Below are 14,939 nucleotides of genomic sequence, written 5' to 3'. Positions count from 1 at the left end.
CGGGAGACATCGACGAGGCCCGCGTCATCGAGCCGGTGAACGACGGCTTCATGCAGGCGGCCCCACACGCCGGCCCTCGACCAGATCATGAACCTGCGGTGTGCGGTCGACTTGGATATCCCGAAGCACGGCGGCAGGGCTCGCCAGGCGCATCCGCTGACCAGCACGTAGATGATCGCCGCGAACAGCGTCTCATCAGGCGTGTTCTGCTTCCCGCCGCCCTGCGGCCGTACCCGGTCCTCCGGGATCAACGGCCTTGCGAGCTCCCACAAGCCGTCCGGAACAATCCAACTCCACGTACCCCGCCCCATACAAAGCCCAACGACCAACCACCATGTAGGACACCGTCTAAACAGCCCGGTTCGACGCCGGAGGCAACGCAGCGGCGTTGTCACAGGCGCCGCCACGCTCGTATACACACTGAGGACCTGGTCGGCGGCCGTGATCTGAAGCAGTCGCAGCAGCTGGTCGGGCGGGGCGGCGATGCGCAGCGTGGTGATCTGGTGGAGGGTCAGCAGCAGGTTCAGGGCTGTGGAGTCCGCGAACGTCACCGCCGCGGCGTCCAGGACGAGGACCGGATGCGCCGCGGCGGCCTCCGCTGTCCGGCGCAGCGCGTGCGCCGTGGTCATGTCGAGGTCGCCCTCAGCGGCGATCACCCAACTGCCCCCGAGCGGATACTGCGCGGCAGCAGGCTCCGGACGGCGGGCACGCTCGGACACGGGCAACTAGGTCGTCGGCTCACCGGCTCCAGAACTGGGCGAGGGCTCCTTCTCTGTACGGGGCGGGGCTGACGCTGAGTTCACCGGCGAACGGGCGGTCCAGGACGAAGACCAGGAGCAGGCTGAAGCCGACGAGCCCGGCGAGCGAGGCGACGAAGAGGATCTGGACCCTCAGTTTGCGCATGCCATAGAGGAACGTGAGGGGGACCAGGACGAGTGCTCCGCCGAAGGCCAAGGCCTGGAGCAGCGGCGGGAGTTCCTGGCGTGCCATGGTGATGCGGGCGCGGCGCTGGGAGGCGACATCGTCGAGATGAGTGACGGCCTCCTGGTAGAAGACCTGCTCGTTCTGGCTCTTCGGGTCGTATTTCTGGAGTACCTGGAAGGCGGCTCGGAGGTGGGTTTCTGTGGCCCCGTAGCTGGGGTTTCCCGCGCGCATCCGGGGCCACTGGTCCTCGACGACCGCGTGGACGTAGCCGCTCATCGCGGAGTCGAGACGAGCACGCACCTGCGCCGGGAACGCGGCTGCGTCACGGGTGATGAGCGCCGCGTCGGTGGCCTCGGTAGCGACGATGGTCTGGGTGTCCTCCAATTGGGTCCAGAGAGTGACGATGACGAAGGCGAGGATGATCCCGTAGATCGCGCCGAACATGCCGAGTGTCACCCCGACCATCTCGTTGTGCTCGCCCCGGGCCACCGAAGGGTACTTGCGGCGCAACAGCACACTGCCGCCTACAGCGAGGAGGACGGTCCCACCGACGGTGACGACGGCCAGTGTGAAGGTGCTGAAGTGGTTGAGCAGCCAGAGCGAGATATGCACGGAGTCTAGAGCGGACACAACTGCCCAAACGCGCGGTGGTGATGAGCGGCGACGGGTGTGGCGGGGAAGTTCACACCATCGAGTGAGAGACGGGTTCCGCGTAACCCTGTGCGTGCTTGCGTCTCACCCGGTCGTCCGGCTGACGAGGAGCGGTGGGTGGCGTACCGGGCCGGTGGCCTGGTCGGGCAAAGGGCGGACGTTTGACCCTACGCAGCCGGTAGTTGGTCGTACATCCGGAACGTGTAGATCGCGTCGTAGGTCATCAGATTTCCGCTCGACGCCGGTAGCCCCAGTCGCCGGTTGAGTGGCACTGTCAGGGGCCCGCAGTGTTCGGCGGCGGGGGCGGTGAAGGAGTCGTCGTAGGCCGAGAACTTGATCACCGGTGGATCCTGCGAGACCCATTGCGAGGGCCCCGACCGCTTGAGCTGGAAGTCGACCGGTGCGCTCGCTCCGATGGTGCATCGGTGCGACAGCAGAGGGCTCAACAGCCTGAGGCGAAGGCTGAACTGTCCGGTATAGAAGTCGGATCGGTCACCGTACTCCGGCTTGATAGCCAGCCGAAGGAGCCGCGAGTGCTCATCTGCCGCAGTGCCGGTGAGCCCGCCCGGAACGGCGGTGGGCGTGCTGTGCATCGCACCCCATACCTGTGCCTTCGTTCCGTCCGGCATCGGTCCTTCGGCGTGCGTCATGGTGATCGGAGCGAGAGCCACAGCGACCGTCCCGATCGTCAACTGTGGTGCCGCAGTGTGGACTTCGCACCGCCAGCGCGCGGGGTCGGCCCCGGTCGGAAGGGCGGGGCAGTCGCTGAAGTCGGTTGCGGACTGGGTGGTGGTCGAACTGGGCTGCGCGTACGCGAAGCTCGGTGTATACACCCCCGCGAGCCCTGTCAGGGCAGCGGCACCGGCGAGAGTGAGCGCGGCGCGGTGGGCCAGAGACGGGCGGCGGCCATCGGTGGTCGTGTTCAACATGACCACAGAGTGCTGGCCATGACCGGGCAACCGCTATCAGTGACGTCCCCGCCTCAACCCTGAGCTGACCCTGACGATCTGTCAGGGGGGATGTGTGGTCGTGTCTACGGGATTCTTGGGGCGCTTGTAGGGGGCACGGCAACTCGGTGGCGCACCTGGCACCATGACGCAGTGCTTTCTTCCTTCGAACCTCCGCGGAGGCGGCACGCGCCTTGCTTGCCGACGTCGACTCCGCAGCAGATGGTGCGGCTTACAGCCGACCGGGCATGGTCGCCCACAAGAACTATTCCGCTGCTGCCGCTACTCGTCTGGCCCGCTCCGATGAACCCCACGACCGCAGAGTCGCCGCCGCGCATCCCGGTTGCCGGCCGACACGATCGAGGGCCTCCTGGCCGACGACGACGGCGCCGTACGACGTCGAGCCGCGACCAGCCCTGCCATTCCAGCCGGCCGTCCCGCTGATCGTACTGCTCGGGGCCGCAGACCGGGCCGTCGCGGCAGGAGCTGCCGCCAACCGGATCCTTCCCGTGGTCACGATGCATCAGATGCTCGACCAAGTAGGACGGTGACGACGCTGACGCTGTCACCGGCCTGATCGAGATGCCCGACGGCTTCTGGAAGGTCGGGAACGAACGCTTGTTGTGAGCGGGGCAGGGGTGAGCGGGGGAGAGGCGGCCAATCAAACTGGCGCCGGGGATGCGACGGTCTGAGGCCTACGGATGTCGTACCGTCGACGCGCGAGGGACAGCCCGGGCGGGATAATCCGGGCGTGACCCTCACCGCGCGACAGCTCACCCTGGCGACCCTGGACCGTCAGCTCCTGCTGGAGCGCAGACGCCTCGATGCGGCGGAGGCGGTCCGGCGGGTCTGCGCCGTTCAGGCACAGGCGCCGGAGTCGCCGTACGTGGCCTTGTGGAACCGTGTGGAGGCCTTCGTGCCCGAGGAACTCGACGCGGCGTTCACGGATCGCCGGATCGTGAAGGCGACCCTCATGCGGAGCACTCTGCACGCCGTCCACGCCGACGACTACGCGCCGTACCACGCCGCCATGGTCCGGAGCCTGCGGGCATCACGGCTCTACGACCGCCGCTACACCTCGACCGTGCTGACCGACGACGACGCCGACGGGCTGCTTTCGCGTCTCGCCGAGTTCCTCGCGCGCCCCCACACCGGTCCCGACGTGGAGGGGGAGGTCACGGCGCGCTTCGGTGAACACGCGCACCGCGTGTGGTGGGCGCTGCGGACGTATGCGCCGATCCATCACGCGCCGACCGGCGGTCCTTGGTCCTTCAAGCTGCCGAACACCTACCTCGCCTCGCCCGTTGCCCCGGGGGCCGCGACATGGGACGCGGCGGCAGGCGTACGGCGGCTCCTGCTCGCCCACCTGAGAGCGTTCGGACCGGCATCGGCACAGGACTTCGCGCGGTTCACCCTTCTGGGGCGCCCCGTGATCACCCAGGCGCTGAGCGAGCTCGGCGACCAGGTGGTCCGGGTTCCTGGTCCGGGCCGCGCCGTCCTGTTCGACCTGCCGGGTGCCACCGTGCCTGCCGAGGACACCCCCGCGCCGCCGAGGCTGCTGCCGATGTGGGACAGCACGCTGCTGGCTCATGCACTCCCCGGGCGAGTCATGCCCCAGGACTACCGGCCGCTCGTCGTCCGGCGCAACGGCGACATCCTGCCCACCCTGCTCGTCGACGGGCAGGTCGCCGGGGTGTGGCGCACAACGAACGGCGCTCTGGAACTGACCGCATTCCGCAAACTCGACAAGGCGGCTTGGCGCAGCCTGACCGAGGAGGCGGAGAAGCTGGCGGCACTGCTCGCCGGCCGGGACCCGGCCGCGTACAGCCGTTACAACCATTGGTGGGAGAAGGGAATCCCGGGCGTCGAGACCAGGACGGTCAAGGGCCGCTGAACCGGGTCCGAGCGGGCGCGCGATGCCGAACTTCCCTCGGGCTGGGGGTACTTCCTGTTGGGGAGAGGCTGAGTCCGCCCATGTGATGGCCTCGTAGGGCCTGTATCGAATGTCTGGTCACAGCCGCTCGTTGATGGCCGCTGTGAGGACGGTCGCCTCGTAGCGGACCGTGAGTTTGTCGTACCTCGTGGCCACGGCGCGATGCCTTTTTAGGCGATTGATGCCTCACTCGACCGCGTGCCGAGCCTTGTAGTACTCCGGGGCGAACTTTGGTGACCGCCCGCTGAGGGAGCCTGTTCCCTACGGTTCCGAGCCTGGTCGGCCTTGACCGGGATGGTGCAGCTGATGCCACGCTGCCGCAGGTGGGCGCGGTTCTTGCGGGAGGCATGCGCCTTGTCAGCGCGCACGCGGTCGGGACGGGTGTGGGACCGGCCGGGTCCGAGCCGCGGCACCCGGACGCGGCTCAGGACGACCTCGAACTGCGGGGAGTCACTCTGCTGCCCAGCCGTGATCACGATCGACATGGGCTTCTGCGCTGTTCGACAGCGAGGTGAAGTTTGGTGGTCAGGCCACCTCGCGAGCGCCCAAGTCCGTGGTCTTCCGGCTCGGTGGCGACTTCACCCGCGAGTGTGGTTGCCCAGTCGCGTACCGCGCGGCCGGCGAGTCCCAGCCGGACGGAGAGGAAAACCGGAATGGCCGCCAGCGATGCCGCCAGCAGACAACCTGATACCGGCGAAGTCCAGTCCGGCCCGCCCATCACCCACGCCGTGAGCACAAGCACGGGTGCGGGCGCGGTGACCATCAGCACGCGCGTTGCCCGTAGCGGTCTGCCGATGCGCAGTGCGTACACGGCGGAAACCGTGAGGCTGGGCAGCGCGAACAACAAGGCCCCGAGGAGCGCGCCTTGGATCTTCAGTTCCATCGGCGAGGTCGGATCCTCGGGATAGATCCCGTAATACGCGCCGCGGATGAACAGCCAGGACAACTCGGTCCACGAAGCCTGGTACACGTCCCACGCCGTAGTGGCCAGCGCCGCGCACGACAGTAGGGCGTAGGACAGCACGATGGTCCACGCGCCGCGTCGGCGTGCTGAGGCAGACGCGCAGGTGCGAACGATGCCCAAGAGGGCTCCGGCGGTAGCCGTCAGCAGGCCCAGTACGGAGAGGAGCGCCTTGAAGCCCCGCAGTGCCACCCTGCCGGAATCCTCCGAGGGCGGATTCCAGGCGTCCGTCGACACGATGCCGACGCCGGCCGGCACCTGGTGCTGCGAGAGTTCGAACTGGACCGAATGAGTTGTCTGCGATTCGGGTCGGCCGTCGACGCGCAGTCCCCACGGCTGCGGGACCTCCAGACTCCACGACCAGTGTCCCGGCAGCCGGGACACCGCGTTGCCGCTGTCGTCGTACAGCCTGGCATCCAGTTTGTAGTGGGAGCCTGGTCCCCGCTACTGCTGGAGAGGGCCCGGATCCACACGATCCGGGCCCTCTCGCTTTCCCGGGACGACCGCCCGTCTGGCTCCTGCCTGGCACGAGGCCAGGCGGCTGGGCATCCCCTGGCTGCGCGGGCGGTGTTCGGTGTCGTGCCGGCGCGGCGCGGCCTCGGCGGCAGGTTCGGTCGCGAGCGCGGTGGAGCGCGGCGCGCAGCAACTGGTGGGGGTTCCATCGGCGGGCCGGACTCGTGACGGCCCGGGCCGGGCGGTCACGACGGGCGGAGTCCGGTCAGTCCCGGGGCGATCCGGCCGGGCAGGCGGAGCATCGCGGTCCACCTGTTCGAGCACAGCATCCTCGTGCAGATTGTCTTCGGGGCGATGTGCTCGCACACCTCGTGCGGCGGGGCGACGAGCGCGGCGCCGACGGCCTGGGCGGCGATCTGGATGTCGCAGGCCTTCTCCAGGTAGTACATCCGTAGGAACGCAGCGTGTCCGTGGCAACGTGACGCTTGCGTCCTTTGATCTTCTTGTCGGCGTCGACGCCCTGCCTGTCCTCGGCGGCGTTCGCCGAGGACCGCATGCTCTGCGCATCGGTCGACTTGTGCTGGAGTGCGCTCGAACTCGTAGCGTCGCAGACACCACGGTGCACGAGGCCCGTTCCGCCGTCCGCCTTCCACGGGATGCCGGCGTCGGAATTCGCCGCTTGGATCGACGAGGGGCTTCGTGCGCCCGAACGACAGGGAAAGGCTGGGACACGCCATGCAGGAACGCAGTCTGCGGGACCTCCAGGTATCGCCCATCGGTCTTGGGTGTATGGGTATGTCTGCTTTCTATGGATCCACCGATCGGCAGGAGAGCATCGCGACCATCCGGCGCGCCCTCGACCTCGGGGTGAACTTTCTCGACACCGCGCAGATGTACGGGCCGCTCACCAACGAGTCGCTCGTCGGCGAGGCGATCCGGGCACATCGCGAGGAATACGTGATCGCGACGAAGTTCAACTACCGTATGGACGACGCCGTACCGGGCGACATCAGCACGGTCGGCCCGCAGGACGGCTCGGCCGAGCACGTCCGCAGCTCCGTCCACGGCTCCCTGAAACGCCTGGGGACCGACCACATCGACCTGTACTACCAGCACCGGGTCGACCCGAACGTACCCATCGAGGAGACGGTCGGCGCGCTGGGCGAGCTGGTGGCCGAAGGCAAGGTGCGGTGCATCGGCCTGAGCGAGGCGGGCGCGGAGACCATCCGGCGCGCCCATGCGGTGCACCCGGTCACCGCGGTGCAGAGCGAGTACTCGCTGTGGTCACGGGACGTGGAGGCCGAGGTGCTGCCCGCCTGCCGTGAGCTGGGCATCGGCTTCGTGCCGTACTCGCCGCTCGGCCGCGGCTTCCTCGCCGGGCGGTTCACTTCGCCGGACGATCTGGACGCGAACGACTGGCGCCGCCAGAACCCGCGTTTCCAGGACGCCAACCTGGAGGCGAACCAGCGGCTGGCGGCAAAGGTGAAGGAGATCGCCGCCGAGAAGGACGTCACCCCGGCCCAGCTGGCGATCGCCTGGGTGCTGGCCCAGGGCGAGGACCTGGTACCGATCCCGGGCACCAAGCGCCGCACCTACCTGGAACAGAACGCCGCCGCGGTCGGCATCGCGCTGACCGAGGAAGACCTGTCCCGCATCGATGCGGAGCTGCCCGAGGCGTCGGGTGAGCGCTATGACGAGGCAGGGATGCGAGCCGTCAATCGCTAGCGCGGGTGTGTGCGGCCAGATGGAGGGCACGCGGCTGCCAGGGCGCACCGGCATCCGGGCAGAGCCGCGAAAGCCCGGCCGACTGGGCAGCACCGACTGCCCGGACGAAGGCGGCGAGGGCCGGACCGCGTGCGTTCCGGCCCCACCCCGTTCCTCGACTCGCGCAAACCGGGGCTGCGTCGTGGACCCGCCGAAACCCGCTGCCGTTTCGGCGGCCGGCCTGCGAGCATCGGGCAAGGGCTCAACCCGGCGGGGAATGAAGGCGACTTCCCATTCGGTATGAACGACTACAGCGTCGGCTTCCAGGCGCACCAGAACGCGACCTGGCGCCGCCCGCATCGGCGACGTCGACGCGAACGCGCGGCGCGCCATGTGTGCGCCCACCCTCCTGTCCGGCCCGGCAACGTCCACCCGCGTCTCCAGCCCGCACAACGAGTGCACCGGCCGCAGCCGGGAGAACAGGCCGCCGTCTTCGCCCTGCGCCTCCGCCGGAAGATCCCGGCTGTCGGCAAGCTCGTACGTCGCGCAATTCGGCTCTGTCGGGGATCCTGTGATGTCGCAGGGTCATGGGCTGACGAGTACGCGTTGGCGTAGGAGGTCGAGGTTGGCCCGTCCGCAAGCCATGCGCTTGATGTCCCTTCTCGGATGATCTGGCCGGAAGCACTGCTCGTGACCTGCGGCGACCAGGTCGGCTGAGACAAGCAGCGGCTCGAAATCTCAACTGATCTGATCCGGTGCGTACGGATGCTGTACGCCGTCTCAGGCCGATCCGGTCTGTGGGGGTTCAGTGTTCGCAGTCGGCAGGCCCGTACCCTTCCCCTCGACTGGGTGACCTTCGGGGCGTCAGCAGTGGTGGGCAAAGGCTGCGTGCATGGCCTTTCGCAGGACGGGGGCGGGGCGTGTGGGACAGGGCGGGTAGACGGTCCTGCCCTCCTTGATGGTCTCCACGACGGTGATGTCCTTGATCTTCCGCTCGGGGATCGTGAGCGGGTTGTGGCTGAGGATCACGAAGTCGGCCAGCTTGCCAACCTCGATGCTGCCCTTGGCGTCCTCTTCGAAGTACTGGCGGGCGGCGTTGATGGTGATGGACTTCACCGCGTCCAGGGCCGACACACATTGGTCCGGGCCCAGGACACTTCCTGAGGTGCGGGTGACGCGGGTGACCTGGCTGGACAGGATGGCGATCGAGTTGGGCAGGGCGACGGGTGCGTCGTGGTGCGAGGTGTAAGCCATGCCGCGGTCCACTGCCCACCGGGCCGGCGAGATTTCGACAGCGCGTTCGGGGCCGAGCACGGTCTTGCGGTACCAGTCACCCCAGTAGTAGGTGTGCATGGAGAAGAACGACGGGATGATCCCGAGATCCCGGAACGCCTCGATCTGGTCCTCGCGGGCCGTCTGGCAGTGGATCGCCGTCGTACGCCGGTCCTGTCCGGATTCTTTGGTGGCCGAGCGCACGCACCGGATGAGCTGGTCGATGGCGGCGTCGCCGTTCACATGCGCGATGACGTGCCAGTTGTTGGCGAAACCCGCCTGGACCTGGGCCAGGACGTCCTCGTCCGGCAGGGTCGCATAGCCGCGGTATTCGTCGTCCTGGTCCTCGGGCGGGGTGAGGTAGGGCTCGGTGAGCCAGGCGGTGCGCCCCTGGGGCGAGCCGTCCAGGACCAGCTTCACCCCGGCTGCGCGCAGGCCCTTGGTGTACTCCCGGCTCGCCTGGACCGTGGCAGGGGATTTCATGGCCTGGTCGGCCTTCACGTAGACGACCACGTCGGTGGGCAGGCCGGCGGGGTAGGCGTCCGCGACCTGCCGCATGAGGCCCAGGACCTCCAGGCTCGCTGCCCCTTCCTGCACGGTCGTGAAGCCGAAGCTCGCCGCCGACAGGAGGCCCACGGGCAGGAACTGCCCGCTGTCGACGGGGTCCATCCCGGCGACGGCCAGGTCGGCGGCGGGGTTGAACGCGGTCTCTTCCAGCACCCCGTTCGGCTCCCCGTACACGGGCCCGGATTCGGTTGCGCGCTCCAGCCTCCGCCGGATCACCCCGCCCTCCGGGTCCGGTGTCATGGCGGTGTACCCGAGTCGTTCGAGCCCCAGGCTGTTGACCGCTCCCAGATGGAAGGACTGGTGGATCGCCAGCACGGGCTTGTCGGTGGACACCGCGTCCAGGTCGTGGCGGGTGGGGTGCTTGCCCTCGGCGAGCATGGAGTCGTCGTAACCGAAACCGATGATCCAATCCGAGCGTTTCCCCACCTCGCTCTCGGCGAACTCGCGCAGTTTGTCCTGGAGGGACGCGATGTCGGTGACGTCGCCGTCGGGAGCGGCCAGGAGATTGGCGATCGTGGCCTGCAAGCCGGTGCCTGTGACGTGGCCGTGCGCATCGATGAAACCCGGCAGCAGAGCCTGATCGGGCAGCAGGGCGTGCATCCGCGTCTCTGGCCCCTGCCACGCGGCCTGTGCCCGGGACAGGTTGCCGACGAAGACGATCCGGCCGTCCTTGACCGCCACCGCCTCGGGCGCTGCCGACTTGTCGTCGGTGACCGTCACGATGGAACCGCCGGAGAAGATGATGTCGGCATCTCCAGACCGCGCTCCCGGTGAGATTGCCTGAGACATCACACACCACCTGTTCTCCCACGGATGACCAGCCTTCATTACGAAATGTAGTCGTTTGCGTACGAATCGCGAGCGAGCGACGCCGGCCAGCAGGCGCAGGATGAAGCCACTCGGCACACGCGCACGAGACTCACGGACCTTCATCGGGACGGGACACCAGCGGGCCGGATCATCTGAGACGGCGAGCGAATCGGACCCGTTCACCTGAGATCTGCACCAGATCGACAGAGACAGGACAGCGATCCGGCCGCTGTGGAGGGCGAGCCGTTCGTGCCCTGTGACAGCGCAGGTGAACCGATTGCCGTCGAAGTTGGACCAACCGTCGCTTGTGCCAGTGAAGATGGATCGCCGCAGGTCAAGAGGACCAGCCCGCTGCGATGGCCCGGATCAGGAGGGCGTCCGCCTCGGGGGCGCCTACCTACCATCTCGTGCCGAAGCCGGTCATCACCAGGTTGACCTGCACGGTCAACCTGGTGGGGTGAAAATCTGCTGCCGAACCCTGAGGCGGCTCATTGGCGCCGGATCCGGCCGGACCGCCAGAGGGGACCGGCCCGTGGCCGCCCGACGCGGTCCCCCCGGCTGCGGCCGGCATCCGGGCAGGTCCGGGCGACGCGGTGGGTTTCGTAACGCGCCGGATTCATCGGTCGTCCGACCGATCCGGTAAACCGCTGCACGGGTCATCGTGGCGGCATGACTAAAACCCCCCACCACGACCCCGCGGAGCCGGCCGACGCCACCCGCAGATCCATCCTCACCACCCTGGGCGGCGCAGCCCTCGGCGTGGCCGCTCTCGGAATCCCGGCTTCGCGCGCAGCAGCCGCAGACCCGGGCAACGGGCCCCAAGCCGCCGCCGGACCGGCCGCTGCCTGTGTCCTGACACCCGAGCAGACCGAAGGCCCCTACTATCTGGACCTCGAAACGGTCCGCAAGAACATCACCGAGGGCAAGGCGGGCGTCCCACTCACCCTCCGCGTGACGGTCGTCGACATCGCGACCTGCTTCCCGTTGCCCAACACGGCGGTCGATATCTGGCATTGCGACGCGCTCGGTGTCTACTCCGGCTACGCCGCGGGCGGCTCAACACCGGACACCACATTCCTGCGAGGCGTGCAGCTGACCGACTCCGCCGGCGTCGCGGAATTCACCACCGTCTATCCCGGCTGGTACGTCGGCCGCGCACTCCACATCCACGTCAAAACCCATGCCGGCGGAACCGTGTCCAACGGGACGTACCACGGAGGCCACGTATCCCACACGGGCCAGCTCTACTTCCCCGAGACGTACAACACCAAGATCGCCGCCTTGACCCCGTACCGGAACAACACGGCCACCCGCACCCTCAATGCAAGGGACGGCATATACCGCAACGGCGGGTCCTCGACCCTGCTGAGCATCACCCAGGCGAGCAGCGACCTCGGCAAGGGAGTAACCGGCACCGTGATACTCGGTGTCAATCCCGCCGCAACGCCCTGACGCACCCTCCCGAGGGCGGCCGAGCCGATGAGACCGGAAGGTTTCGCCCAGGAAGCCCGCGGCCAGGAACCGGGGATGACCCGGCACAGGACATGTGAGTTATGCGGAGCGGCGCTGACCGCCGGACCGCACGGCGGTCGGCCGGCTCGGTATTGCTCCAGTGCGTGCCGGCAACGGGCGTTCAGACAACGCTCGATGCACAAAGGCTCCGGAAGGGAACGGCCAACCGCACCGGATGCCTCCCCTCCGGGCTCGGGTCGCGGGCTGCCGCAAGCGCTCGACTCCTTCGTGGGGCGACGGCAGGAACTCTCCGTCCTGCGCACCTTGCTGAGGACGTCGCGCTTGCTCACGCTGACCGGTGCCGGTGGCGTCGGCAAGACGCGGCTGGCGCTGGAGTTCGCCAAAGGGCTGCCTGAGCGCTACGCGCGGGTGGAGCTGATCGAACTCGAGTCGTTGCACGACGACGCTCCGCTCGCGCAGTCCGTGGCCAGCGCGCTGGGCGTGGGCGAGCGAGCGGGGCGGCCCGGCACCGACGCTCTGGTCCGTGCGATCGGCAACACCTCCCGGCTGCTGATCCTGGACAACTGCGAACATCTGGCGGAGCCGTGCGCTCGGCTGGCCGCGACCCTGCTGAGCCACTGCCCCCGGTTGCGGATCCTGGCCACCAGCCGGGAGGCGCTGCGGGTTCCCGGAGAGACCGTGTTCCGGGTTGGTGAACTGTCTCTGCCGCCGACAGGCACCGGGGACGACCCTGAGGCCCTCCTGCGCTCGGATGCCGTCCGCTTGTTTGTCGAACGTGCCGCCGGCTGTGTGCCTGGCTTCACCCTCGGGCGTGGCAACGGTGCGACTGTCGCCGAGATATGCCGTCACCTGGACGGTCTGACGCTCGGCATCGAGCTCGCGGCGCGGCGCGTCGGCACGCTTCCACTGGACGACATCCTTGCCGCACTGAACGACCGGCTGCTCCAGCTGTCGCTCTTGACCGACGGAAGCCGGACAGGTCCCCGTCGTCACACCGGACTGACCGCCGCGATCGCCTGGAGCCATCGACTGCTCGAGCCGACGGAACAGGCGGTCTTCCGGCGTCTCGCGGTGCTCGTCGGGGGATTCGACGCGGGGGCCGCAGAGGCAGTCTGCGCCGGCGGCACCGTCGCCCCACGACAGGTTCTCGGCATCCTGTGCGCACTTGAGGCCAAGTCGCTGATCGTACGGCTGCCGGACAACGCACATCCCGCGCGGTTCCGGCAGCTGAGCGCCGTTCGCGCCTGCGCCATGGAGCACCTGATCGCGTCGGGCGAGCTGGACGCCGTACGGCGGCAGTCCCTCGACTGGCTGAACAGCCTCACGGAACGGGCCGGTGGCGAGGTGTTCGCCGACCAGGCTGTTGGGCCGCTCACCGGCGAACGGGACAATCTCGCGGCGGCCTTGGCCGACACCGGAGGCGGCGGTGGCGCTTCGCGCGAGCGGCTGGCCCTGGAACTGGCCCGCGTGTACTACCAGCATGAACAGCCTTCGGCTGCCCGCTCGCTACTGGACAAACTTCTGCGGGTGCCTGCCGGGCCTGCCCTCGACGGTGCGGTGGCGGCACTCGCCACCCGTGTCGCCTGTCAGCAGACCGACCTGGCCGGAGCACTACGCCTTGGTGAGCAGGCGGTACGCCAGGAAAGCACGCGGGACCACCCCGCCGGTCTCGCCAATGCCCTGGACGCGCGGGCGGCAGCACGGATGTGCCGCGGTGAATTCGCCGCCGCCGTCGCGGACCTGCGCGATTGCCTGCGTATCGTCTGTGCGCTCGGCCGACGAGAGGACACCGCATGGTGCACCCATCACCTTGCTTGGGCTCTGCTCCAGGCGGGCGCCGAGGCCGAGGCCGACTTGCTCATGGCTCGTTGCCTTCCGGTGCTCAGGGAGCAGGCTCACTGGAGCCGGGCTGCCGCCGCCCTGCACACCGCCGGCGCCGTACGGCTGTCCCTGGGCCGTCTGGACAACGCCGAGGAACTGTTCGGCGAGGTGCTCCGCATCGTCCCCGAAGCAAGCTTCCACGCGCTGTACCCGGTCGAGGGCCTGGCCCTCGTGGCCGCCGAGCGCGGTGACTTGCGGCGAGCCCTGCGCTTGTACGAGGCGAGCGCACATGCACGCCGCCGGCTGGACACCGAGCCGGAGGACCCATGGCGCCAGCGAGTGGAACTGACGGCAGCTCGTGCCCGGGCAGGGCTGTCGGCAGCTGCGCAGGACGCGGCCGTCAGCGGCGGACGTCGGCTGCGCGGGGACCGGCTCGTCTCATACGCCCTGCGGAGGGGAGGTGGCAACCCTCGCTCGGCGTCTTACGCCACGGCGGTCGTCGTGGACCAGTTCCCGCTCACGGGCCGGGAGTTCATGGTCGCTGAGCTCGTCGCCGAGGGGCTGACCAACCGCCAGATCGCCGAGCAGCTGGGTCTTTCGGCGCATACCGTCGCCACGCACCTGGACAAGATCCGCGACAAACTGGGCCTGCGCTCACGCACTCGGATCGCTGTGTGGGCGGCCACACGAAGCAAGGACGATGCCTGACGACGCGAGAGCGTCGCCCGCTACCGGGACCATTCGCAGTGCACCGGGCTTCGGCCCGGTGGTGAAGCGAATCTGAGACTGCTCTGACTTCGGATGTCAGGACGGATCCGCAGTGTTGACCTGGCCCATGTCAGAGCGGCCGGTTCTGCTGCCCGATGTACTACTTCACCCAGGGTCTACTCGTGCATGAGTGTCGGGCTGGGCGCCGGTCCGTGGGCGTGAGCGGACGAGTGTTCTCACCATGCCGACCCCCGCCACGACAGCGGCGAGGTGCACCACGGGGGCGACAGCGAGGTTCTCCGTAGTTTGACATCGGCGGGGTCAGCCACGGCGACGAACAAGGTTGGAGGCAGTTTCCAGCCGCTCCAGACGAAGAGCAAGCCCGACCCGAGCCAGCCGAGCGCCAGCAGGAGCCGATGGGGGGTACCCAGGCCGGACTCTTCCAGGCGAGTCCAACTGGCGGCGGCGCCGGCGAGTGCCCAGAGCGAGCCAACGCCTGTCAGTAGGCAGCAGTTGACATCCCGTTCGGCAGGTCTCGCGACTCCGAGGGTGCCGCTGGCCGCCCAGTACGCCCAGACAAGACCGACGATGCCTGCGACGGCTGCCGCCCATGCAGGAACGGGGGGGGGTGCCCCTATCTGTTTCGTCAACCCTGGCGTGGGTGGTCCGTAAGGGTTCGTGCTGGTTTTCGGGAGCGTCCCGCGAAGCGGGACGC

At 68.5% G+C, this 14,939-nt stretch carries 11 protein-coding genes and 1 pseudogene; 4 read left to right on the top strand and 8 right to left on the bottom strand.

Going from position 1 to position 14,939, the window contains the following annotated elements; translation table 11 throughout:
* The 4 genes and pseudogenes from ACFYR3_RS44825 to ACFYR3_RS44810 form a co-directional block, all read right to left on the bottom strand.
* The coding region (locus tag ACFYR3_RS44825) for a transposase (protein ID WP_389288144.1) at positions 1-311 on the bottom strand (311 nt) is incomplete at its 3' end.
* 150 nt (positions 312-461) lie between these two features.
* Positions 462-629, bottom strand: a pseudogene (locus ACFYR3_RS44820) (STAS domain-containing protein); the annotation flags it as partial.
* Between the two features lie 109 nt (positions 630-738).
* A complete protein-coding gene (locus tag ACFYR3_RS44815) occupies positions 739-1,536 on the bottom strand; it encodes a DUF4239 domain-containing protein (protein WP_389288142.1) in 798 nt (265 codons plus the stop codon).
* Positions 1,537-1,742: 206 nt separating this feature from the next.
* Entirely contained in the window at positions 1,743-2,504 is a 762-nt protein-coding gene (locus ACFYR3_RS44810) for a hypothetical protein (RefSeq protein ID WP_389288140.1), read from the bottom strand.
* Positions 2,505-3,273: 769 nt separating this feature from the next.
* Between ACFYR3_RS44810 and ACFYR3_RS44805 the strand changes: the two genes are divergently transcribed.
* Complete coding sequence (locus ACFYR3_RS44805) at positions 3,274-4,416, top strand: winged helix DNA-binding domain-containing protein (RefSeq protein ID WP_389288138.1); 1,143 nt, start codon at positions 3,274-3,276, stop codon at positions 4,414-4,416.
* A gap of 209 nt (positions 4,417-4,625) precedes the next feature.
* Here ACFYR3_RS44805 and ACFYR3_RS44800 read toward each other — a convergent pair whose 3' ends face one another.
* The 3 genes from ACFYR3_RS44800 to ACFYR3_RS44790 form a co-directional block, all read right to left on the bottom strand.
* The gene (locus tag ACFYR3_RS44800) at positions 4,626-4,940 is read right to left on the bottom strand and encodes a transposase (RefSeq protein ID WP_389288136.1); all 315 of its coding nucleotides are present in this window, start codon (positions 4,938-4,940) and stop codon (positions 4,626-4,628) included.
* On the bottom strand, positions 4,928-5,800 hold the full coding sequence (locus ACFYR3_RS44795) for a hypothetical protein (protein ID WP_389288134.1): 873 nt from the start codon (positions 5,798-5,800) through the stop codon (positions 4,928-4,930). Before ACFYR3_RS44795 ends, ACFYR3_RS44800 begins: the two co-directional genes overlap by 13 nt.
* 314 nt (positions 5,801-6,114) lie before the next feature.
* Positions 6,115-6,318, bottom strand: a complete 204-nt coding sequence (locus ACFYR3_RS44790) for a hypothetical protein (RefSeq protein ID WP_389288132.1) — start codon at positions 6,316-6,318, stop codon at positions 6,115-6,117.
* A gap of 286 nt (positions 6,319-6,604) precedes the next feature.
* Here ACFYR3_RS44790 and ACFYR3_RS44785 point away from each other — a divergent pair, with 286 nt between their 5' ends.
* A complete protein-coding gene (locus ACFYR3_RS44785) occupies positions 6,605-7,594 on the top strand; it encodes an aldo/keto reductase (RefSeq protein WP_389288130.1) in 990 nt (329 codons plus the stop codon).
* A gap of 843 nt (positions 7,595-8,437) precedes the next feature.
* Here the strand turns inward: ACFYR3_RS44785 and ACFYR3_RS44780 are convergent.
* Positions 8,438-10,201, bottom strand: a complete 1,764-nt coding sequence (locus tag ACFYR3_RS44780) for an amidohydrolase (RefSeq protein WP_389288128.1) — start codon at positions 10,199-10,201, stop codon at positions 8,438-8,440.
* Positions 10,202-10,891: 690 nt separating this feature from the next.
* Here ACFYR3_RS44780 and ACFYR3_RS44775 point away from each other — a divergent pair.
* Both ACFYR3_RS44775 and ACFYR3_RS44770 read left to right on the top strand, forming a co-directional pair.
* Entirely contained in the window at positions 10,892-11,674 is a 783-nt protein-coding gene (locus ACFYR3_RS44775; protein ID WP_389288126.1) for an intradiol ring-cleavage dioxygenase, read from the top strand.
* Positions 11,675-12,016: 342 nt separating this feature from the next.
* Entirely contained in the window at positions 12,017-14,224 is a 2,208-nt protein-coding gene (locus ACFYR3_RS44770; protein ID WP_355854483.1) for a LuxR C-terminal-related transcriptional regulator, read from the top strand.
* Positions 14,225-14,939 lie beyond the last annotated feature (715 nt).

Origin of the sequence: Streptomyces sp. NPDC005784 (genome assembly GCF_042871525.1) — a bacterium.
Lineage (GTDB): Bacteria > Actinomycetota > Actinomycetes > Streptomycetales > Streptomycetaceae > Streptomyces.
This window is presented reverse-complemented; position numbering and strand designations above follow the sequence as displayed.